The sequence below is a fragment of the Streptomyces sp. NPDC002730 genome, from assembly GCF_042888805.1.
In the GTDB taxonomy this organism is placed as follows: Bacteria; Actinomycetota; Actinomycetes; order Streptomycetales; family Streptomycetaceae; genus Streptomyces.
In genome coordinates this window covers 422,544-442,409 of record NZ_JBIAQG010000008.1, presented here as the reverse complement: position 1 = coordinate 442,409, position 19,866 = coordinate 422,544, and the positions used below count along the sequence as shown (strand labels likewise).

Annotated in this window: 18 protein-coding genes and 5 pseudogenes; 13 read left to right on the top strand and 10 right to left on the bottom strand. The window is 68.2% G+C overall.

Annotation, left to right across the window (positions count from 1 at the left end; translation table 11 throughout):
* Positions 1–237: 237 nt before the first annotated feature.
* Positions 238–761 (top strand): annotated as a pseudogene (locus ACFYXH_RS22780) (AAA family ATPase).
* Between the two features lie 1,059 nt (positions 762–1,820).
* On the opposite strand, the gene ACFYXH_RS22775 reads toward ACFYXH_RS22780, so the two are convergent.
* Complete coding sequence (locus ACFYXH_RS22775; RefSeq protein ID WP_389565768.1) at positions 1,821–2,225, bottom strand: hypothetical protein; 405 nt, start codon at positions 2,223–2,225, stop codon at positions 1,821–1,823.
* 146 nt (positions 2,226–2,371) lie between these two features.
* Between ACFYXH_RS22775 and ACFYXH_RS22770 the strand changes: the two genes are divergently transcribed.
* The gene (locus ACFYXH_RS22770) at positions 2,372–3,277 is read left to right on the top strand and encodes a hypothetical protein (protein WP_389565765.1); all 906 of its coding nucleotides are present in this window, start codon (positions 2,372–2,374) and stop codon (positions 3,275–3,277) included.
* Between the two features lie 197 nt (positions 3,278–3,474).
* Here the strand turns inward: ACFYXH_RS22770 and ACFYXH_RS22765 are convergent, their stop codons facing one another.
* The gene (locus ACFYXH_RS22765) at positions 3,475–3,801 is read right to left on the bottom strand and encodes a helix-turn-helix domain-containing protein (RefSeq protein ID WP_389565762.1); all 327 of its coding nucleotides are present in this window, start codon (positions 3,799–3,801) and stop codon (positions 3,475–3,477) included.
* A 182-nt stretch (positions 3,802–3,983) separates the two neighbouring features.
* Between ACFYXH_RS22765 and ACFYXH_RS22760 the strand changes: the two genes are divergently transcribed.
* Positions 3,984–4,610 carry a nucleotidyltransferase family protein gene (locus tag ACFYXH_RS22760; RefSeq protein ID WP_389565759.1) on the top strand — a complete coding sequence of 209 codons (627 nt, stop codon included), beginning with the start codon at positions 3,984–3,986 and terminating at the stop codon, positions 4,608–4,610.
* Here the strand turns inward: ACFYXH_RS22760 and ACFYXH_RS22755 are convergent.
* The 3 genes from ACFYXH_RS22755 to ACFYXH_RS22745 form a co-directional block, all read right to left on the bottom strand.
* Entirely contained in the window at positions 4,585–5,664 is a 1,080-nt protein-coding gene (locus ACFYXH_RS22755; protein WP_389565757.1) for a hypothetical protein, read from the bottom strand. The genes ACFYXH_RS22760 and ACFYXH_RS22755 overlap by 26 nt on opposite strands.
* Positions 5,665–5,737: 73 nt before the next feature.
* Complete coding sequence (locus tag ACFYXH_RS22750; protein ID WP_389565754.1) at positions 5,738–6,271, bottom strand: hypothetical protein; 534 nt, start codon at positions 6,269–6,271, stop codon at positions 5,738–5,740.
* A gap of 173 nt (positions 6,272–6,444) precedes the next feature.
* A complete protein-coding gene (locus ACFYXH_RS22745; RefSeq protein WP_389565827.1) occupies positions 6,445–6,720 on the bottom strand; it encodes a hypothetical protein in 276 nt (91 codons plus the stop codon).
* A 333-nt stretch (positions 6,721–7,053) separates the two neighbouring features.
* On the opposite strand from ACFYXH_RS22745, the pseudogene ACFYXH_RS22740 reads away from it, so the two are divergent.
* The 7 genes and pseudogenes from ACFYXH_RS22740 to ACFYXH_RS22710 form a co-directional block, all read left to right on the top strand.
* Positions 7,054–7,332 (top strand): annotated as a pseudogene (locus ACFYXH_RS22740) (carboxymuconolactone decarboxylase family protein); the annotation flags it as partial.
* Positions 7,284–7,469: pseudogene (locus ACFYXH_RS22735) on the top strand (hypothetical protein); the annotation flags it as partial. The pseudogenes ACFYXH_RS22740 and ACFYXH_RS22735, both read left to right, overlap by 49 nt.
* A gap of 382 nt (positions 7,470–7,851) precedes the next feature.
* Positions 7,852–9,240, top strand: coding sequence for an ATP-binding protein (locus ACFYXH_RS22730; RefSeq protein ID WP_389565751.1), 1,389 nt, complete (start codon positions 7,852–7,854; stop codon positions 9,238–9,240).
* The gene (locus tag ACFYXH_RS22725) at positions 9,237–9,671 is read left to right on the top strand and encodes a roadblock/LC7 domain-containing protein (RefSeq protein ID WP_389565749.1); all 435 of its coding nucleotides are present in this window, start codon (positions 9,237–9,239) and stop codon (positions 9,669–9,671) included. The genes ACFYXH_RS22730 and ACFYXH_RS22725 overlap by 4 nt, the downstream gene beginning before the upstream one ends.
* Positions 9,668–10,030: a DUF742 domain-containing protein gene (locus tag ACFYXH_RS22720; RefSeq protein WP_389565746.1), complete on the top strand. Its 363-nt coding sequence runs from the start codon at positions 9,668–9,670 to the stop codon at positions 10,028–10,030. The genes ACFYXH_RS22725 and ACFYXH_RS22720 overlap by 4 nt, the downstream gene beginning before the upstream one ends.
* The gene (locus ACFYXH_RS22715) at positions 10,008–10,607 is read left to right on the top strand and encodes an ATP/GTP-binding protein (protein WP_389565743.1); all 600 of its coding nucleotides are present in this window, start codon (positions 10,008–10,010) and stop codon (positions 10,605–10,607) included. The genes ACFYXH_RS22720 and ACFYXH_RS22715 overlap by 23 nt, the downstream gene beginning before the upstream one ends.
* A complete protein-coding gene (locus ACFYXH_RS22710) occupies positions 10,604–12,010 on the top strand; it encodes a cytochrome P450 (RefSeq protein ID WP_389565741.1) in 1,407 nt (468 codons plus the stop codon). The genes ACFYXH_RS22715 and ACFYXH_RS22710 overlap by 4 nt, the downstream gene beginning before the upstream one ends.
* Before the next feature lie 364 nt (positions 12,011–12,374).
* On the opposite strand, the gene ACFYXH_RS22705 is transcribed toward ACFYXH_RS22710, so the two are convergent.
* From ACFYXH_RS22705 to ACFYXH_RS22690, 4 genes and pseudogenes are all read right to left on the bottom strand, one after another.
* Complete coding sequence (locus ACFYXH_RS22705; RefSeq protein WP_389565738.1) at positions 12,375–13,688, bottom strand: MFS transporter; 1,314 nt, start codon at positions 13,686–13,688, stop codon at positions 12,375–12,377.
* Positions 13,685–14,293, bottom strand: coding sequence for an ArsR/SmtB family transcription factor (locus tag ACFYXH_RS22700; protein WP_389565735.1), 609 nt, complete (start codon positions 14,291–14,293; stop codon positions 13,685–13,687). The genes ACFYXH_RS22705 and ACFYXH_RS22700 overlap by 4 nt, the downstream gene beginning before the upstream one ends.
* A gap of 40 nt (positions 14,294–14,333) precedes the next feature.
* Positions 14,334–15,165 (bottom strand): annotated as a pseudogene (gene istB, locus ACFYXH_RS22695) (IS21-like element helper ATPase IstB).
* A gap of 12 nt (positions 15,166–15,177) precedes the next feature.
* Positions 15,178–15,303: pseudogene (locus ACFYXH_RS22690) on the bottom strand (hypothetical protein); the annotation flags it as partial.
* A gap of 452 nt (positions 15,304–15,755) precedes the next feature.
* Between ACFYXH_RS22690 and ACFYXH_RS22685 the strand changes: the two are divergent.
* From ACFYXH_RS22685 to ACFYXH_RS22675, 3 genes are read left to right on the top strand one after another with little or no spacing between them, the layout of a single operon-like run.
* Entirely contained in the window at positions 15,756–16,040 is a 285-nt protein-coding gene (locus tag ACFYXH_RS22685; protein ID WP_389565732.1) for a polyprenyl synthetase, read from the top strand.
* A complete protein-coding gene (locus ACFYXH_RS22680; protein WP_389565729.1) occupies positions 16,033–17,085 on the top strand; it encodes a polyprenyl synthetase family protein in 1,053 nt (350 codons plus the stop codon). Before ACFYXH_RS22685 ends, ACFYXH_RS22680 begins: the two co-directional genes overlap by 8 nt.
* A 24-nt stretch (positions 17,086–17,109) precedes the next feature.
* The gene (locus tag ACFYXH_RS22675) at positions 17,110–18,273 is read left to right on the top strand and encodes an oxygenase MpaB family protein (protein ID WP_389565727.1); all 1,164 of its coding nucleotides are present in this window, start codon (positions 17,110–17,112) and stop codon (positions 18,271–18,273) included.
* Between the two features lie 538 nt (positions 18,274–18,811).
* Here the strand turns inward: ACFYXH_RS22675 and ACFYXH_RS22670 are convergent.
* Positions 18,812–19,348, bottom strand: coding sequence for a hypothetical protein (locus ACFYXH_RS22670; protein WP_389565725.1), 537 nt, complete (start codon positions 19,346–19,348; stop codon positions 18,812–18,814).
* Between the last annotated feature and the right edge of the window lie 518 nt (positions 19,349–19,866).

Here is a 19,866-nt window from a genome sequence, read left to right as displayed (position 1 = left end):
ACAGGATCAGACGAAGGCCGCCCCCACGTCCGGCAAACTCCCTGGTGAGTGACCCCGTTCGGGACGTTGTTCGAGACCGGAAGATAAAGAACAAGCTGAGTGCCTGTTCCTAAACCGGCCGGGCCGGAGGGCGGGAATGCCGCACCGTCACCCGCTGCCGGGCGCCACGGGTCGGTCCCGGCGATCTTGGCAAGGAAAGCAGTTGTCCTCCACGTGGTTTCCATGAACGATTCGGGTGTGACCACGTTGTTTCTGACAGTCGGCCTGCCGGGGGCCGGGAAGACCACAAGGGCTCGTCAGCTGGCCAAGGAGCACAACGCGCTGCGGCTGACGCCTGATGAGTGGATGATTCCGCTGTTCGGTGAGCCGGAGGCGGACGGGAAACGCGATGTCCTGGAAGGACGGCTGCTCTCGCTTGCTCTGGAGGCGTTGAGGCTTGGAACGAACGTGGTCCTGGATTTCGGATGCTGGTCTCGTGACGAGAGGTCCGCGATCCGCTGGTTGGCGGAGTCGGTGGGGGCGTCCTGCCGCCTTGCGTATGTGCCGGTGGACCTTGGACCCAGCGCGCCAGGATCGCCCGTCGTCAGTCGATCACTCCGGATCAGACCTTCCCGATGAGTGAGGCGGACCTCTTGCGCTGGAGGACGCTGTTCGAGAAGCCGGACGCCGCGGAACTCGATGGGGATGAGATTGGCAGTCCTCCTCCTGATTGGCCGGGTTGGCCCGAGTGGGCCGCCGATCGGTGGCCATCTCTTATGTGACTGTGTGGTCCCCGTCCGGGAGTATGCGTGTGCGGCTGAGTTTGGACGGCCTGGCTTCGACAGCCCCACGTGAATTCTTCGCTGGACAGTCCTGAGTGCCCGTTCGGGGCCAGTAAACTTCGGACAAGGGCTGTGCGTTGAGGCGCAGTGTGTTCGTAGAGGCGGCCGCTGCGCAGGCTCGCCTTCGTCCGGGTACCGCACTCGGGGCATATGCACGCTTTCGTTGGTGCAAGCACGCGCTTCGGCATGTCGTCCTCCACTCGCCCTGACCTCGCCCGCCCAACTCCTCACACGACAGGCGCTGTTGCCTTCTCCCCTGCACTGATGCTGCCCACACCCTCAGGAGCGACTCTCCGTCGCTCATGCCTGCCATCCCGGAGCGACGCCGAGGTTCAGGTGTCCCAGGCCCGCATAGCGCTGCACGGTCGCGACGAAACGCCCTCGTGAACAGGCGCTGCGCCGACTGCTCGCCGTACCGGTCAATGTGGTCGAAAACCAGCTGGTGGTCGGCTGCAGCGCGGGTGCGCCAGTCCAGGACCTGCTCCCGGGTCAGGTCCTCGAGGACGAGTTCCTGGTCGACGCGGGTCGCGGGCTCCACCAGGCGGCGGGCGGCCGAACGGTCCAGGCGCGCCCGCACCAGCCGGACCGGAGCCAGGACAGCCCCTGGCGAACATCGCCGCGGCGGCGGCGGGCGCGGACGAGGTCGTGCTCGCCTGGGAGACCCACGACGTCGCCGCCTGCAACCTGCCCGTCGTCGGACCGGCTCCGTGCCTGAACATGGTCGCCGCCACCCGCCACGGCCACGTCTCTGGCGCCTTCGCAAGTTCCATGCCCTCGCGCGACACCCGGCGGAATACGTCGGACTGGGACCAGTCCCGGGAAAGCAGCGCGCGCGGCTCCAGCCAGGTCCAGGCGCACGAGTGTGATCACAGGCGTCCGCTTCTCGTTGGCGTGTCAGGATGGACGGGAAGACCGTGCGGCCCCTCGGCGGACACTGATGACACCCACGGCAGCCAGTGTGGCGGCCGCGGCGCCAAGTGCGGCTCCTTGCCACAATCCCTAGCCGTCGGCCTGCCGTTCACCAGTGGCCTCTACCTTGACCTCGCTCCAGAGAACGGTGGGGTCGTAGTCGCAGACGCTGTCCCGGTCTGCCTCGTTCATGCACCGGGCACCCTCGTAGGTGAGGGTGAACTTCACTTTGTACGTGCCTGGTTTGGCATTCGGGAGAATACGTCCCGAACCGACCCAGGCAGCGTCGGTGTCCCCCAGGGCGTTTCCTTTGTCCAGAGCTGTACTGGACATTTCCACGCCTGTCGGATGCGGATTTCCTGGTTCCTCTTTGACGGTAATCCCGACATTCTGACCCGGACCCGCCGGGCCGGTGATCGAGGCGTATCCCTTGTTCGGCAGCGGTACTTTCTCCGCGTGCGCCACGCCTTGCCCGCCGACAAACAGAGCAATCAAGCCAGTTGCAACCACACATTGGCTGACACTCCGACACTTGGTCATTAATCTCTCCCCCTGTTGCAGGTCGCCCTAGGATCACGGCCTATCCGGGGGATCACGCTACACGCGGTGATCTGCCTCTCCTTTGACCATGGAGAAGCAACTTGAAGATACGAAGAAAGCTCGCCGTCCTTGTGGGGGGACTGGCGCTCACGGTGATGCCGCTGGCGCCAGCGCAAGCGGAATCCACACCGCCGCCAACTCCAGTGCCGGCAGCCGGAGACAATGACGCACGCGGCTTTACGCCTGCCGACGCGGACGCCTATTGGACACCCGAGCGGATGCGTGCCGCGCAACCGGTTGAGGGTGGCAAGTCCGCGGATGGCCCCGTCCCCCGCGGTCTGCTCGCCTCGCCCAGCAAGCAATTTGAAGGCATTCCGATCGTCGGTACCTTCTTCTTCAGCGACGGGACCAATACGGGACGGTTCTGCGGCGGGACTGTCGTCAACAGTCCCGGCAAGAACCTTGTCATGAGAGTCGCCGCAGATCGCGGGCTCGCCCTCAGCCTTGCGGATGCTGATCGGCTTGATCTGCTGGCAGAGGTCGCAGAGCCGGGGCGGGGACATGTAGCAGCGCTTGCAGACCGGGCCGTCCTCGGTGATGGCGTGCGCCGGTCGCAGCTTCCCGCAATGGATGCACTCGTGTTCCGGCCTGGAGTTGCAGCCGGAACAGAGGAACGTGCCGTCCTCGCGGCGGACGTTGGGCGCGCGGTTGCGGCCGCACCCGGAGCAGTCCTTCCGAAACAGCGGATCTTTGCGGAAGCAGCGTCGGCAGATGGGGCCGTCCTCGCGTTGAGTGACGATGTGGCCGTTCTGACCGCAGCGTGCGCAGGGCCGGAGCTCGGTCTGCGTGACGCACCAGCCGCAGCAGCGGCCTTCCGGGGTGATCCGGGGAAGGCGAAGGCCGGTGCGGTGGCAGCGCGCGCAGGCCAGCTGGGTGACGGCGTCGCCGTGCCCGGTGGCTTCGAAGTGCTGGAGGAGCCGGACCACCTTGACGGGGCAGTGCGGTGAGGGCTCGGTGAGCGCGTTCGGGTGCTCGGCGAAGTAGTCGTCCATGGCCCGTGCCGGGCCGGGGGCCCATGCCTTGGCCTTCTCCAGGGCCGTCTGGGCCTCCTCGGCCGTCAGCGCAGGTCCTGCCACCCGCTGGAGATAGGCGATCAGGCGGGCGCGGGCCTGGGCAAGCTCACGCCGCCGTAACTCTGCTTGTTTCACGACTGCCCTGGGCGGCGGATCACGGAGCGGCGGGGCCTGACCGGCAGCGGGCCGACGTCCCCTTCGGCAGTCTTGCGGAGCTGGACGTTGACGACCTCGGGCCTGATCAGATCGTTGGGGGTGCACTGAAGGATGTCGCAGAGTGCGACGAGGGTGTCCATGCTCATGCGCTGCGGCGGCTGGGTCACCAGCCGGTAGACCTGTTCCCGCGACAAGGTGACGCCGCGTTCGGCCAGCAGCGGCACCAGGTCGGAGGTCTGGAACATCTGACGCTCGGCCATCAGCTGGCGGAGCTGCCACTGGTAGCCCATCTTCTTGATCATGAGATCACGTCCCAGTCGTCGCCCAGTCGATCCTTCATGGATGCTTCCAGCAGCGTGTTGCGGTAGTCGTTGGAGACCCCTAACGGTGGAGTCGGGTATTGGAACTGGCTGAATGCCTCTGGACCGTGGGTCTCCGAGGGGGATCTGGCCCGCCCATGGAGGACCTGTGGTAGGCAGAGCTGGTGATCAGCCGACTCCCTCTCGATCAGCAACCTGAGTCCCTGCGTGCGGTGCTGTCCTGTAACGACGTATTGACGGAGGTGCTGGCGCGGACTGCGACGCTGGACCTTCCCGGGTGGTATGTGACGGCAGGATGCCTGTTCCAGACCGTGTGGAATGTGGTCACGGACAGGCCGCCAACCAGTGGCATCAAGGACTACGACGTCTTCTACTTCGACGGCAGTGATCTGTCCTGGGAGGCCGAGGACGCGGTGATCAAGGCCGGGCGGGAGGTCTTCGCTGACCTGCCAGCAGATGTTGAGATCCGCAACGAGGCACGAGTTCACCTCTGGTATGAGGACAAGTTCGGAGTCGCGTGTCCGCCGTATGAGTCCATCGAGGCGGCGATCGACAGTTTCGCCGCGACGACGTGTTGCCTGGGAGTACGTGCGGAGACCGACAGCCGGTGGCGCGTGTATGCGCCGCATGGCCTTTCGGACGTGTTCAACCTCGTCGTCCGGCCGAACCCGGTGCTCGCTCCTCGCTCGGTCTATGAGACCAAGGCAGCACGATGGCGAGAGCAATGGCCCGAGCTGGCCGTGCTGGACTGGCCCGCCGCGAGCGTCACGACGAGCTGGTCCTGCGGCTGACCTCGGCTGCGTAGGCGGCCCAGTCTCCGGCGGCTGCTCGCTGCCATTTGACGGCGACGGTGATGTCGATGCCGAGGGTGCGGGCGAGGACCGCTGCGGGCAGCTCGGTGGCGAGCTGGAACAGCGCGGTCGAGCGGGCCTGTGCGAGCCGGATGCCGAGTTTGCGGAGCCGTTCGCCCATGGCCCAGGCACTGATCGGGCGGCCGGGCTGGCCTCCAGGGAAGAGCCAGGGCGAGTCTGTCCGGCCCAGGACGGCATGGCTGCGGCGAACCTCGACCTGTTGGAGGACCAGCTCAGCAACGGGTGCGGGAAGCTCGACCGGGACGACGCCGAGGCGGATGTGGACCGCTCCGCCTGTCTCCTCGATGTGGTCGACGGTGAGCCGGGAGATCACAGCGGGCCACTGGGCATAGAGGAGCAACAACGGGCCGGCAAGGCGGTCTTCGTGCTTGAGGGTGTCGTCGTGCAGTAGGCGTCGGGCGGTGGCCCAGCGGGCTTCGTCGTCCATCGGCTGCGAGGGGCCATTCCACCGCTCGGCCGGGAAGCTGAGATCACGGACGATTCTCTGGGCGAGGGCCCAGCGTACGAAGTGCCCTGCCTCCTGGCGAAGCCGGACGTCGTCGCTGGTCATCCAGCGCTCAAGGTCGGCCTGTCGGCAGGTGGCAAGGGTCAGGTTGTGGTCCTCGAGCCAGTTCAGGAGATTGACGGCCGCCCGCAGATGTTGCCGCGCGACCTGAAGCTGGTAGTGAGTGATCTCCTTGCCTCGGCTGCGACGGCGAAGCCGGCGCAGGAGGTGCCAAGTCGCGTACCGGTGCAGGATTTTCCGTCCCTCAGCGGTCGCGTGGGAGGTGACGAGGTCCTTCACGTGCCGTTCGAGGCGCACCATCTGCTCGTCTCGCTTGGGCAGGACTCCTGTGGCGACGAGGACGCTGCGGATGTGCTCGACAACTTTGCCTTCAGGGAGTTCGTCCAGGGCCTCGTGGGTGAGGGGGCGGCGGCCGGAACCGAGATCGGACAGGACGGTGGAGACGATGCCCTTGGAGAGCCAGCCCATCGCGGTGCGGGCCCGTTCCGTGCTGGCCAGGGCGTCGTGGAAGGGCTGCAGTTTCGGGGCTATGGAGCCGGTGTCATCGGCGAGGAGCTCGTGAAGCCGCTGCTTGAGAGTGCAGCGAGGACACGGACCCGGGGCGTGCAGCCGTTCGGCTTGTCCGCAGGTGGGGCAGGGGCGCCAGAGCTCGGCGTCCGGTTTGGTGCAGGGGCCGCAGACGGTCGACGTTGCTGGCTGGGAGCATGCGCACGACGCGGCCATCGGCCAGCGTGACGTCCAGCGGACGGCCCGCTTCGGCCGCCCAGAACAGGCACTGGGCAATGTCCTGGCTGCCTTCCTTCCAGCTGACCTCGTACGGCCCGGTCTCGAGCGCCTTCGGCTCGGGGATGCCGGCGGCGAGAAGGCACCGGGCCAACTTCCAGGCAGCGTTCGCGCGGTCCGGGGTGGCCTGACTGTCGTCGCGGAGGGTGTCGGCCAGGGCGACAGGATCCTGTTCGTAGTCGGGCAGCAGGGCCTGGGTGATCTGAAGGGCCACGATGGCCGGATCAGCGGTGGTCAGGTGCTCGATCGCCCGGTCAATGACGGCCTGGTGCTCCTGTGTTTGATCGCTCATCGTCCGAATCTCCTCGGACTCGCCGGTGCGGTTCGGGTGTCGAGGGGGGCCAATTCCACTCGTTCCGACATGAATACGAAGCGGAATTACGGAACGGATTACCGGCCACTGCTGACTTTCCTATCCTCGCGCGGGGTGTCGTGGCGGGAGGCGTCGCCGCAGGACCTGGCGGACTACCGGCACTGGAGGTGCACGGCCCCGGAGAATCCGGCCCGGATCAGCGGGAGCAATTGGGATCGGGAAGCGGCAGCGTTCACCAAGCTCTTCAAGTGGGGGAAGGTCAACCCACTCCCTGTGGACGTGTCGCGGCGAGAGGACCGTGCGGCGGACTCGGTCAGCTCTCGGGTGTCGTGGCTGACGCCGCGAACGTGGCCACGCGTGGGACACACCAGGCGCCGCACCCGCACGCGAACCACGGCCCGCCGCCCGTCCACCGGCACATCAGCCACGGTCCGCAGGTGATAGCCATGCACACGGTCGGACGACGCCCCGCAGCCCGGGCACGGAACCAGATCATCCGGCGTCCGAGCCCGCACCAGGATCCGCCCGCCCTCGTCGGCCACGTCCTCAATGATCAGCGGGGACAGCCCCGAAAACACCACGTCTACAAGCTCGTTGACATTTCGCACGTCATGGCAACGACCCACCACCACCCTCAGTCACCACCGAATGTGAGACAGGGCCGTTCATTGGACAGACCCTCCCCGCGCGGAGTTGGGCCAGAAGGGGCGTGTCGGCGACCGTGATGAGTGGGGGCGACGTCTCGGCAGCGGTCCTGAACTTCGTCGCAGGAACTGGTGAAGATCCGCGAAGGTCAGATCAACGGCTGCGGTTTCTGCACCGGCATGCACACCAAAGACGCCGTGCACGCCGGTGAGACCTCGACGCGCCTCAACCTGATCGCGGCCTGGCGAGAGGCCAAGGTGTTCACTGATGCCCAGCGCGCTGCTCTGGAGCTGACGGAGCAGGGCACCTGCATCGCCGACGCGGCCGGTGGTGTCACGGACGAGGCCTGGGCGAATGCCGCCAAGCACTACGACGAGGACCAGCTCGCCGCCCTGGAGCCCCGCTCACCGGGCTGAGCCTGCGTCGGTTCCGCCAGCTCAAGGCTGTCCTGCGGCGCGAGGGAGCCGATAGGGTCCGTCGGGGACAGCCATGGGGTCTGCCTTTGGAGGACCGGCTGTTGCTGGTCGCGGCCCGGGGGGGGCTGATGCGGTTCGGGGTACTGCGCGGAGATGGAGAGTTGGCCGGCTCCACCTGGCGGTGTCTTCGGTGCGGCACTCCGACTCGCTGCGGAGCCGCCCAAGTTGCCGTCATACCAGACGTAACGGATAGCTACCACCGGGTAGCACCTTGTTGAACTCCATTTGTTCCCGTGACGCGCTTGAAGCCTCCCCTCGGACCGAGGATGATCAGGCACTCCAGCGCCCCTGATGGATGGACATGGGTGATCCCTGGCATCACCGAGGCCACGGTTCCGCGTCCGGCCCGGCCGATCGAAATCCGATGGGTCCTCAGAGCCGGTTTCTGCCTGTCCCGCCTCCTGCGGGCCTGCCGCACTCCCCCTTTATGAGGACCTGATGACACAACACATACCGGAGGCGGTGTTCTGGTGCCTTGCCGCGGTCATTCTCGCCGGACTGTTGCTGCTGGTACGCCAGCACCGGATCACCGCCACCCTGCGCCGTCGGCTGACGAGCCTCGAGGCCGACCTGCTCGCCCGTGAGGAGGAGACCCGGCACCTCGCCGAGGTTCGGCTCGCTGCTCTGGTCGAGGCATCCCGCAGTACCGCACCGGTGCCCGGACCGCTCGACGCGGAGCTCGCCGGAACACGGTACGGCAAGAGCCTGCAGAAGATCGTCGAGCAGTTCACCGGGGCCGCCGAGATCGCGCAGTCCCGGGCGGACAAGTCGGCGAAGGCAACGCTGAAGGCGGCGATGCGCGCCCTGCAAGCCCTGGCCAACGAGCAGCAGCTGTCGATCTCGGACATGCAGGACCGGCACGACGACCCGGATGTGCTCCAGAACCTCCTCGAGATCGACCACGCCAACTCGCAGTTCGGTCGGAGGGCACAGGCCATCGCCGTGCTCTGCGGCTCGTGGCCCGGACGGCAGCGGGCCGCGTCACCGCTGCTCGACGTCGTACGCGGTGCGACGTCGAGGATCCGGGACTACCGACGCGTCAAGTTGCACTCCCGGGTCGACATGGACGTGGTGAGCCGAGCCGTCGAGCCGGTCGTCCTCGCGGTTGCCGAGCTGCTGGATAACGCGGCACGGCACTCCCGGCCCAACACCACTGTCGAAGTGGGTATCCGGCCCGCCCACAACGGCGTCAGCATCGTCGTCGACGACGCAGGCGTCGGAATGGAGGCGCGCGAGACCGAGGAAGCCGCGCGGCGCCTGTCCGGCCGGGAGGACATCGACATCAACCGGCTCGGTGACTCGCCGCAGTTCGGCTTCGCCGTCATCGGCGTACTCGCTGCCCGGTACGGATTCAGCGTCTCCGTCGACTCGCAGTCCCCGTACGGAGGCGTGCGGGCCGTGCTCTTTCTCCCCAACACGCTCCTCAACCGGGTGCGTTTCATGGGCCCGCCGATCCCCTTGCAGGGGCCCCAGCCGCTGCCCGCCGCCGAGTCGGCCTCCGGCGGTGCACCCGAGGCCGAAGCCGTCGGGGACGCGGCAGCGCAACCGGGTTCCGCCGGGGCGGCCGACCACTCCCAACCCCCGGCCGGATCCTCCCCCTTGCCCGAAGTGGTGGCAGCACCATCGTCCACCGAGGGAGGCCTGCCCAAGCGGCGACGACACACGCCGCAGCACACGGCGGTCGGCGAGCCGACGGCCCCGGCGCTCTCCGATCCCGCGCTCGTCCGCCCCGCCGCCGAGTCCGCCTCCCGCATGAGCGCGTTCGCCCGCGGCACCCGCTCCGGCCGCGACGCCTCCCCCGACAGCGAAGGGAACACTCAGGAATGACCGGCCATATGACCAACGAACTCGGATGGATGCTCGACGAGGGCCTGAAGGTCCCGGAAGCCCGCCACGCGATCCTGCTCTCCGCGGACGGCATGCTCCGCGCCCACTCCCAGGGCATCGAGCGCGACGAGGCCGAACGGCAGGCAGCGGCGTTGTCCGGACTGCAGTCGATCAGCCGTAGTACCGCCGAGTTCTGCGGAAAGGAGACCTCGCCGTGGCAGCAGACGCTGGTCGAGTTCGTCGACGGGTACGTCTTTCTGGTGGCCGCCGGCGCGGGAGCCTATCTTGCGGTCTCCGCCGGCCAGGACGTCGACATGGAAGCCGTCACCTACAGCATGCACAAGCTGGTCGACCGGCTGGGCAAGGAGCTGACCAGTCCGCCGCGGCGGAACTCCGTACCCCGCAGGTCAGACGACTCCGGTACGGCATGACCTTGCCACGCTCCCGGCGTGACAGAGGACTCGTACGGCCGTACGTCGTCACGGACGGCCGTGCCCATCCGACGCGCAACACACTGGACCTGGTGACGCTGGTGACGGCTGTGAACAACCGTCCCGTGAACGGCCTGAGCCCCGAGAAGCGGCGCGTCACGGAACTGTGCCGGGGAGGAGCGCTGTCGGTCGCCGAAGTGGCCGGACACCTCTCGCTCGCGATGAGCGTCACCAAGGTTCTGCTCAGTGACCTCGTCGACAGCGGCCATATCACCGTCCGGCCTCCCGTCCCCAAGGCACAACTGCCCGACGCCCAACTCCTGCAGGAGGTTCTGGATGGGCTCCGCTCCCGTTTCTGACCCGGTCTATGTCGCGGACACGGTCACGACTGCGGTCAAGATTCTCGTTGTCGGCCACTTCGCCGTAGGCAAGACCACATTCGTCGGCACCCTCTCCGAGATCCGGCCGCTGCGCACCGAAGAATCGATGACGCAAGCCAGTGAACTCGTCGACGACCTTGCGGGGATCCCCGACAAGACCACGACGACCGTGGCCATGGACTTCGGCCGCCTCACGCTCAGTGAGTCCCTGGTGCTGTACCTCTTCGGTGCCCCCGGCCAGAAGCGCTTCACCCAGCTGTGGAAGGACATGCTTGTCGGAGCGCTCGGCGCACTGGTGCTGACGGACACGCGAAGGCTCGACCAGTCCTTCGACATCATGGGTCTGCTGGAAGAGCACGGCATGCCGTACGCGGTCGCCGTCAACCAGTTCGACGGCGCGCCGGTCTTCCCCGAGGAGGAGATCCGCGAGGCTCTCGACCTGCTCCCGGAAACCCCCTTGGTCACCTGCGACGCACGGGAAGCCACGTCTTCCGCCAGTGCGCTGATCTCCCTCATCGAGTACCTCCAGACCCGCACCCCTCAGGAGCAAGGATGACGACACCCCGGCCCACGCGCGACGCGGTACCTCCTCCCGGCTGCCCCGCGCACGCCGGGGCGCGTACGGCCGAGCGGTTGTACGGCCCAGGGTTCGCCGCCGACCCCATGGCCTCGTACACCCGGCTGCGCTCCTACGGTTCGGTCGCGCCCGTGGAGATATCACCCGGTGTACGCGCCTGGCTGGTCACCGGCTACGAGACCGCTCTGGAGGTGCTGCGCAGCCCGGAGCGCTTCTCCAAGGACCCACGCCGATGGCAGGCTCTCGCCGACGGGACGGTACCGGCGGACAGCCCGGTCGTGCCGATGATGATGTACCGGCCGAACGCCCTGTGGGCCGACGGGGAGGAGCACAGCAGGCTGCGCGGGGCTATCACCAACAGCCTCGGCCGCCTCGACCCCAACGCGCTCAGGGGCTACGTCGAGCACAGCGCCGACACCCTCATCGACCGGATTGGGCCCAGGGGGCGCGCGGACCTGCTCAACGAGTACGCTGCCGTCCTCCCCCTGCTGGTCTTCAACCAGCTGTTCGGCTGCCCGCCCGACACCGGGGACAAGCTGATGGAGGGCATGTCCGGGATCTTCGACGCCAACGCCGACTCTGAGAAGGCGAACGCGTTGCTGACCGAAGGGGTCGCCGAACTGGTCGCGCTCAAGCGCAGACACCCGGGGCCGGACGTGACGTCCTGGCTGATGGCTCATCCCGCGCAGCTCACCGACGAGGAGATGATGCATCAGCTGGTGCTCCTGATGGGCGCCGGCACCGAGCCACAGCAGAACCTGATCTGCAATGGGCTACGGCTGCTGCTGTCCGACGACCGGTTTGCCGGTGATCTCGCGGGCGGCAGCATGCCCGTCGAGGACGCCATCGACGAGGTGCTGTGGACGGACCCGCCGTTGGCGAACTACGCCATCCACTATCCACTCGTCGACCTGGAGCTCGACGGAACCCTCGTGTGCGAGGGTGAGCCCATTCTGATCAGCCTGGCTGCCGCGAACACCGCCCCCGGCCTCGCCGGCGACCGCCGGACCGGCAACCGCGCGCACCTCGCATGGAGCGCGGGCCCGCACACCTGTCCGGCGAAAACCCCCGCCCGGTTGATCGCCGAGGTCGCCTTGGAGAAGCTCCTCGACCGGCTCCCCGACATTGAACTGGCGGCTCCTGTCGAGGAGTTGGAGTGGCGGCAGGGACCCTTCCACCGGGCTCTGGCCGCCCTGCCCGTCCGCTTCCCGCCGATCAGCCCCGCCGACCGGTCTTCGGGAGGCAGCGAAGGAAACGCGAACCCGGTCCTGTCGTCGTCGATCGCTCCGGCGCCGACATCCACGGCGAGGGAGCCGGGATCCGCGAACGTGGTACGGCATCGCTGGTGGAGCTTCTTGGCAAGGTGGTGGCATGGGGCATGACCCACCCCGCCCATGTGCGTGATCAGGTGATGGCCGACGGGTGGTGGCGAACAAGACGGACGATCAGCAGTGCGCATCAGACGCTCAGCCGGGGGCACTCCGTCACGCATGGCGGGGTGGCTTCGAACGAGTCTGTTGGCCCCACGGGAACGGGTTCTCTGGCCCCAGACAGCGATCTTCGGGACATGATCTCAACGAGTATTCTGGCCCCACCCTCGCAGCGGATCATGGATCCGATCCACAAGGGCGATGCCACGGGGCGCCCGAACACTGTCCGCACTGGGCGACTGCGGCCCGTGCATGTATGTGCTGGGCTGTCGGGTTCGGAAAGTCTCCGCTCGGACCCGGATGGTTCCGCGACGGGTCAGCAAGGCAATGGTCGCGCGTCCGAGTCCGTGTCGCTGTCTGGAGCAACCGGATTGTCGGGAGTCAGGGAGTGGATGCGTGGTATCGGCGAGGGCAGCAGCCACAGCAGCGACAGCGCTCCGCCGACGGCAGCGATGAGGAGGGTCACCCGGAGGCCGATGAGGGTAGCGAGGAGGCCGCCGAGGACGGCGCCCACAGGGCGTAAGCCGTAATTGATCGTGCTGTACGCGCCGGCCACTCGACTGCGCATGCCATCGGGGATCACGGCCGCCTGAAGGGAGTTGAGGTTGACGTCGAACAGCATGACGCCGACGCCGGAGAGGAACTCGGCCACGGCCAAGGCTCCGGCGCGAGCCCAGAGGGGGCCGCCCGCAGCAGCCGCGATAGCGATCGGTGCCGGGAACAACACAGCGCCCACGACGATGCTGCGGCCCACGCCGAGCCTTCGCGAGACTTTCGGGGCGATCACCGCGCCAAGGAGCGAGCCGGTGGCGCCGATCCCGAACGCCATGCCGATGACTCCCGCGGTCAGTCCGAGGTTCCGGCTGGCGAACAGGACGATCAGTCCACTGCCCGCGACAAAAGTGAAGAAGTTGACGGTCGCCGCGCACCCCAGGCTCGCCCGCAGCACCGGGTGCCGGACGACGAACACCAGTCCCTCCCGGGCACGCCGCAGCAGCGGGGATGCCGCTTGGTCATGGGCGGCTGGCGGTTCGTCGATCGAAACCCGACCGACCAGAACCGCAGACGCCAGGAACGTCAGGGCGTCGACGACGACGGCGACGGGAGCGGTCAACGCCTGGACCAGAACACCACCGATCGCCGGGCCGGCGACGTATGACGCTGACCGGCCGGCACTGAGCTTGCTGTTCGCGTCGACGTAGGACGACCGGGGCACCAAGTGGGCGAAAAACGGCGGATAGGCGGTGTTGAACAGCACCCCGGCGGCGCCGGTCAGCAACGCAACGGCATACAACTGACTCAGCGTCACCGACCCCAGCAGATAGGCAGCCGGGAGGGAGAGCAGTGCTGCGGCGCGCACCAGGTCGGCGAGAACCATGAGGCGCCGCTTGTGGATGCGGTGGTCGACCCAGGCACCGAGGACGATCGCGAGCAGGTTCGGGGTCCAGATGAGCGCGGTCAGCCACGCCACCTGATTGGCCGAAGCGTGCAGCGCCCCCACAGCGACCAGTGGCAGGGCCAGTTCGGTGATCCGGTCGCCGAACTGCGAGATCGACTGACCGGCCCAGAAACGCCGGAATCGCTGATCACGCCACAGCGATACGGGTATGGCCTGGTCTGCAGCGCTCATGACGTTCCGCCGGTCTGCTCCTCGGCGCCCTCCGGCAGGACGTACCGCAGCAGCCGGACGCCACGGCTGTCGGCCGGCCGCGCGGCCTCGTCACGCGTCACGTAGGGCGCGAGGACGCGCTCGATCGCGTCCTCGATGGCTGCGAGTTCATGGGCGGAGACGACGACGCGAGTGTTGGCCAGACCCGCAAGCCGCCGCCACACAGGATCGAGCTTGGGCTCGACCTCGGCAGCCCACCGGTTCGGCAGGTTTCCGGAGCGCACGAACATCTCCCGGGACAGGACCCGCGCAGCCGACCTGCCCTCCTCATCGTCCGGATCTTCCGGCATCTCGAACCGGAAGCCGCGCGCCACCGCCTCCCACCGCCGCTGGCGACGGTCCGGGCCGGGCTCGGCATCGCGGACCAGACCGAAGCCCGCCAGATGCCGGAGATGCCAGCTCGTCACTGACGGGGTTGCTCCCACATCGGGCGCGAGTTGCGTCGCCGTCGCCGGCCCGTGCCGTTGCAGGCGTTCGAGAATCGCCAGCCGTACCGGATGCGCCAGAGCCCGCATCGCCTGCGGATCAGTGATTTCGATATCGCCCAGACGATTACCTGAACCCATGACGTGAGAGTTTCCTCTCACGTATTGTGAGAGTCAAGTCTCACGTAGAGGGCGACGCCGGGAAGCCGCCTGATGCGCGTCCCAACGGAGCAGGTGTGATCAAGCGCTGGCGGCGGGCTTTGGTGTGGGCGAGGCGGTAGGAGTCGCTGCCGGTCTCGATGATGTTGCCGCCGAAGGTGAGGCGGTCCACGATGGCCGCGCAGAGCCGGGGGTCGGTGAATGTCTTGGTCCACGAGAAGGACTCGTTGGAGGCGATCGCCACACTGTTCTTTCTCCTCGCGTTCCGTCACCAGCAGCTCGGCGCCGCGCCGGTCCAGCTCCATGTAGCCGAGTTCATCAATGCAGAGAAGATCGACGCGCCCGTAGCGGGCGATGGTCTTGGTCAGCAGCTTCTCGTCGGCGGCTTCGACCAGTTCGTTGACCAGCTTGGTGGCCAGGACGTACTTGACCCGGAAGCCGGCAATCGCGGCCTCGGTGCCCAGCGCGATCAGCAGGTGCGACTTGCCGGTGCCGCTGTCGCCGATCAGACACAGCGGCAGCCCTTTGCGGACCCAGTCGCACGAGGCCAGGGTATGGATGGCTGCTGGGTCGATGGCGGGGTTCGCCTCGAAGTCGAACGTGCGCAGGGCCTTCTCGCGGGGGAAGCCTGCGGCCTTGATCCTTCGTTCGGAGCGGCGACGGTTGCCGTCGTCACACTCGGCCATCAGCAGCTCGGCCAGGAACCCGCGGTAGGTCATCTGGTCGCGGGCCGCGGCGTCGGCGAGCTCGGAGAACTGGCCGCGCATCGTGGGCAGTCGCAGGTTTCGGCAGGCCGCGTCGATGGCCGCGTCAGCAGCTGGCTCGGTCAGACCACGGGGACGGGTGGCGCTCATGGCGGGACTCCCTTAGCTGGTGGGGCGCTCGGCCGGAGGCCGGGTGTGACGCAGGAGCTGGTCGTAGGCGGTCACCGAGGGCAGCGGCCTGGGGTCTGGGGGCAGCGCCGCCAGCCTGCGCGCGGTCAGCGACACCACAGGAGAGGCGATACGGCCCACTGCTGGGGAGAAGGTCGACCTGCCCGCCCCTGCTGGAGCGCACCCGGGACCTGCACCCGCGGGAGACCGCGTTGACGCTGACGTCCGCAGTCCGGGACGCCGCCGGCGGCCGACTCGAAGACGATGCCACCGTGATGTGCCTGGACTGGCACGGCGCCCAAGAGACACAGCGGCACGTCAGCTCCGGCGCGGACCCTCGGCAGGCTTCAGCCGGCCGCCCGAAGCACCAGCCGTGACCAGGTTCTTGTCCCGTAACAGGTGCCGCTTACTGCATGGGGGGATCTTTGAAGAAGATCACTCGATGGTGCATAAGGGCTGCCTGGGGTGTGTTCGGTGGCCAGACTCGAATCGTGTTGTGCCGAACACCGCTACGCGCTGCTCTGTGCCGACCGGCCGGAGCCGGTGCGGGCCTTGCCTCAGGGGGACATGCTGTGACACACCATGACGGCCGCAAGCCGGGCCTGACCGAGGACACGGTGGCCCTGGTGGCCGGCCTTGCCGATCTGGCGGTCTGCGGGCTGAGCAGCGCGGTGGGCGGCGTAAGCGGCCTGCTGCGCCGCGCCGATATCGGGGACCTTCTGGTGGACGGCCAGGAGGAGACCAAGGCCCGCGGCCGCCTGCTCCTGGACCGGCATGCGGCCGCTGCGCCGGCTCACCTGGAGGTCCTCGCCCGCACCGTGACCGCTCGCACCCAGGCGGAGCGCGGCAGTGAGTGAAGGGGAAGAGCACGCCTTCCTGAAGAAGCGCATCGACCGAGTCCTCGGCGAATTCGTTGCCGCGGAAGCACGGGCGCTGGCTGACATCGATGCCTGTCTGGCGCCGGTTGCAGAGCGACTTCATGCCGCGACCGGGCACGGTAAGCGCCTCAGGGCGGCGTTTTGCTACTGGGGCTGGCGTGGGGCCGGCCAGCCCGACAGCGAGGCGCTGGTGCGCGCCGCCAGCGCGATCGAGCTGGTCCATGCGGCCGCCGTCGTGCACGACGACCTGATCGACCACAGCCGCACCCGGCACGGCCAGCCCACCGGGCACATCGCCCTGCGCAAGGTCCTCACCGATCATGTGCGGCCGAAGGCCGGCGCCCGGGCCCTGGCCATGCTGGTGGGTGATCTGCTGATGTCGATGGCCGGGCAGCTGTTCACCACCTCGGGCCTGCCCGGCGCCTTCCTGGGCAGGGCCCGGCCTCTGTGGGCGGTTCTGGCACGCGAACTGGTGGCCGGCGAGTGCCTGGAGGTATTGCGCACCGGAGCCGAGCCGGACCCGGACGCGTCGGTGAAGGTGATCCGCTACAAGACCGCCAAATACACCGTCGAACACCCTTTACAGATCGGCGGCCTTCTCGCCGGTGCCCCACCGCGGCTGCTGCAGGCGTACAGCGACTACGGCGTGCCGCTGGGCGAGGCATTCCAGCTGCGCGATGACCTGCTGGGCCTGTTCGGCGATCGTGAGCAGACCGGCAAGGACCCGGCCGATGACCTGGCCGGGAATCGGCCCACCGCGCTGATGGCCCACGCGCTCACGTCCGCCACCAAGGCGGAACACGGCGAGCTGCACCGCCTGCTCGGGCAGGCGAACCTCAGCGAGCAGCAGGTGGAACGGGTCCGGGAGATCGCTCACCGCACCGGGGCCGTCGCCCGCGTCGAAGACATGATCACAGCCCGGCTGCGTGAAGCACACGAGGCTCTGTCCGACGCCGATCTGACCACCGAGGCCCGCCGCGCACTGTCGGCCCTGGCGACCGTCTCAGCCACCCGCACTCACTGACCGCCATCCCACCGGAGGAGCACCATGACCTACACCCGAGCGTCCATGGACGCCCTGCGCACCCAAGGGGACGAACTCGCCGACGCGACTGTGGCGACACTGTTCGAGCGCGGAGAGGTCGGCAAGTTCAACACGCTCATGCGCTACGTCTCCACCGTCGGGCAGGACCTTCCCGAGGGGCTGCCGGACGTGGCCCGCGAGTACCTGAACGAGACCAGCACGCCGCCGGCCTGGGTGGACTGGGGTGAGATGGAGAAGGCACGGCTGTTCTTCATCGACAACAACGTGCACATCTCCACCGCGCTCTCGTTCGCCTCGATGCCCGCCTGCTACGTCCTGCCCCACGTGGCCAAGCTGCTGTCGTCCACCCATTCGCTGAAGTACCCCTCCAAACGGATGGCTGAGACGGGCCAGTTCACCGTCTACCTCATGCAGCCCGGCGCGTTCGAAGCCGGCAGCCGTTTCATCCCAGCAGCCCAGAAGGTACGGCTGCTGCACGCCTCCATCCGCCACCACCTCCAGCGTGAGGACCGCTGGGACACCGCCGCCCTGGGCACGCCGATCTGTCAGGAGGACATGATCGGCGGGCAGATGATGTTCTCCATCCAGGTCCTCGACGCCCTGCACCGCCTGGGCATCCACATGAGCCACGAAGGCGCCGAGTCCTACTACTACGCCTGGCGGGTCGTCGGCGCCATCCTCGGCATCGACCAGGACCATGTCCCCAAGGACCTGCAGGCAGCCCGCGAGTTCTCCGACCTGTACATGACCCGCCACATGGGCCCCAGCGAGGAAGGCGCCCAGCTCACCCGCCAGCTCATCGACCTCTACGAAGAAGTCGTGCCCGGCACCTTCTTCGACCCGATCGTCTCCGCCCTGATCCGCTACCTGATCGGCGACACCTGCGCCGACTGGCTGCAAGTCCCCCGCACCACCTGGGACACCGTCGTCAAGGCCGCCCCCACCCTGCTGGGGCTGCTGGAAACCATTGAGGACCGCTCACCCCTGGCGGGCTGGGCCCTGGACCGACTCGGACACCTGACCAGCGTCTTCGAACTGTCCTCCCTCACCCGAGGCCGCGTCATGCACTACGCCATCCCCGAACAGCTCAAGAACGACTTCGGAGTCAGCAGCACCATCCCGCCCAAAACCCGCTGGACCCCGCCGTCGGCAACCATCAGCCAGTAGCGACAACACCTTCCAGGGCACCGCGGCGCGGACGGCTTCAGGGCGCGCTGGCCGGTGTTGCGCGTCGGCCAGGGCCGCCGGCGCCCGGGCCGCCGTCAGTGCGGCGGTGACGTCAGGCGGGGGATGTCGGCGGGGGGAGAGGTCGGGGCGGGCGCGGTGCAGGCGTGCAGGGTGGCGCCACCGGCCGGAAGCATCGCGGGCGACGTCGACGCCGACCTCCACCACCAGCTCGGGCCGCACCAGCGTGACGTTCAACGTCTCCTTGATGCCCCACCCGGCGGAGAACGACCAGCCCGTCCAGGGATGGCCGCGCCGGGACGGAGTGAGTAGGCCGGCGAACGTGCTGCTGGCCGTCCGGGCGAGGTTGGTGGTGCGGCCGGCGTACTGAAGGCGCCCATCGTCGTCGTACCTGCCAAGCAACAGACTGCGGGGAGCGGCCACCGGGCCGGTGACCGAACCGACGACCGCCTCCGTCGTCTAGCGCACCTTGTACTTCAACCAGCCCCAAACCGAAGGCTCGTAGGCGCCGTCCAGCCTTTTATAGACCACCCCCTCCATGCCGACCGCCGCCCACGACAGCCACTCGCGCACGGTGTCCGGTCGGTGGTCGACGGGCACGGCGCCCACGGCGCCGACAGCCGCCGGGCGACGAACACCGATTCCAACGCTGCCCTGCGCCGCCAGTACGGCCACCCCGTAGTGTCTGTGCCGGCAGCCGCAACAGATCGAAGGCGACGAAGTGGACCGGCCACTCGACAGCAGCCCGGGCCGCCCCAGCGCCGCGCCGCCGCTGCAGCCGGTTCTGCAGCCGCTCGAAGGCGAGTCGACTCTCCTCCCACACGATCAGCTCGCCGTCCATCGCGGTCGCGTCCGGCAGCTGCGCGGCCCCGGCCACCACCTCCGGAAAGGTCGGCGCCATCTCAGTGCCGCGCCTCGAGCGCAGCGTCACCCGCCCCGCGTCGACGGAGACCAGGGCCCGGAATCCGTCCCACTTCGGCTCGCCCGCCCAGCCCGGCCGCAGATCGGGCCCGGGCACGGGCGTGCTCAGCATCGGCTCCGGCAGCGTCCACGTCATACCGCATGCCTTCCACCAGGCTGGTACGCCACCTGGGTCGCTGCGACCGACCGTGGTTGGGTCCGTGGTCGCACCCCGACCACGGACCCAACCACACCGGGCAGACCGCCGACCACGCCGCCGACCACGCTGCCGATCGGGTGTCCGGCCTGAGGCAGCGGTGCCAACGCGCCGGGTCGGCGGAGGGCCGTTCCGCGCCATACAGCGGGACGTCGTCGGGGGTGAGGTCGATACGGAGCCGGTGGAGGGTGACGGGGTGGCGCCAGCGGCCGCGATCGACGGCGGTGTCACCGTGAAATTCGGCGACGAGCTGGGGCGCGACGGGGGTGAAGGCGAGCGGTTCGCGGCTGCCCCAGTGCGAAGTGAAGTGAACGTCGTGCCAGGGGTGATCGGCGCCTGTGGGGGCGAGCAGGCCGCCACCGAGCTCGACCCGAAGCCGTGGCGCCAGGGGTGTGCTGCGGGCGACCAGCAGGAAGTGCCCGTCAGTGGTGCAGCGGCCGAGCAGGACGGTCTCCGGT

Coding starts and splice junctions, on each gene's coding strand:
- ACFYXH_RS22675 (WP_389565727.1), top strand. CDS start 17,110: ATGACCTACACCCGAGCGTCCATGGACGCCCTGCGCACCCAAGGGGAC.
- ACFYXH_RS22765 (WP_389565762.1), bottom strand. CDS start 3,801: ATGATCAAGAAGATGGGCTACCAGTGGCAGCTCCGCCAGCTGATGGCC.
- ACFYXH_RS22715 (WP_389565743.1), top strand. CDS start 10,008: ATGGGCTCCGCTCCCGTTTCTGACCCGGTCTATGTCGCGGACACGGTC.
- ACFYXH_RS22730 (WP_389565751.1), top strand. CDS start 7,852: ATGACACAACACATACCGGAGGCGGTGTTCTGGTGCCTTGCCGCGGTC.
- ACFYXH_RS22670 (WP_389565725.1), bottom strand. CDS start 19,348: ATGACGTGGACGCTGCCGGAGCCGATGCTGAGCACGCCCGTGCCCGGG.
- ACFYXH_RS22755 (WP_389565757.1), bottom strand. CDS start 5,664: ATGGGCTGGCTCTCCAAGGGCATCGTCTCCACCGTCCTGTCCGATCTC.
- ACFYXH_RS22725 (WP_389565749.1), top strand. CDS start 9,237: ATGACCGGCCATATGACCAACGAACTCGGATGGATGCTCGACGAGGGC.
- ACFYXH_RS22705 (WP_389565738.1), bottom strand. CDS start 13,688: ATGAGCGCTGCAGACCAGGCCATACCCGTATCGCTGTGGCGTGATCAG.
- ACFYXH_RS22710 (WP_389565741.1), top strand. CDS start 10,604: ATGACGACACCCCGGCCCACGCGCGACGCGGTACCTCCTCCCGGCTGC.
- ACFYXH_RS22750 (WP_389565754.1), bottom strand. CDS start 6,271: ATGAGCGATCAAACACAGGAGCACCAGGCCGTCATTGACCGGGCGATC.
- ACFYXH_RS22720 (WP_389565746.1), top strand. CDS start 9,668: ATGACCTTGCCACGCTCCCGGCGTGACAGAGGACTCGTACGGCCGTAC.
- ACFYXH_RS22700 (WP_389565735.1), bottom strand. CDS start 14,293: ATGGGTTCAGGTAATCGTCTGGGCGATATCGAAATCACTGATCCGCAG.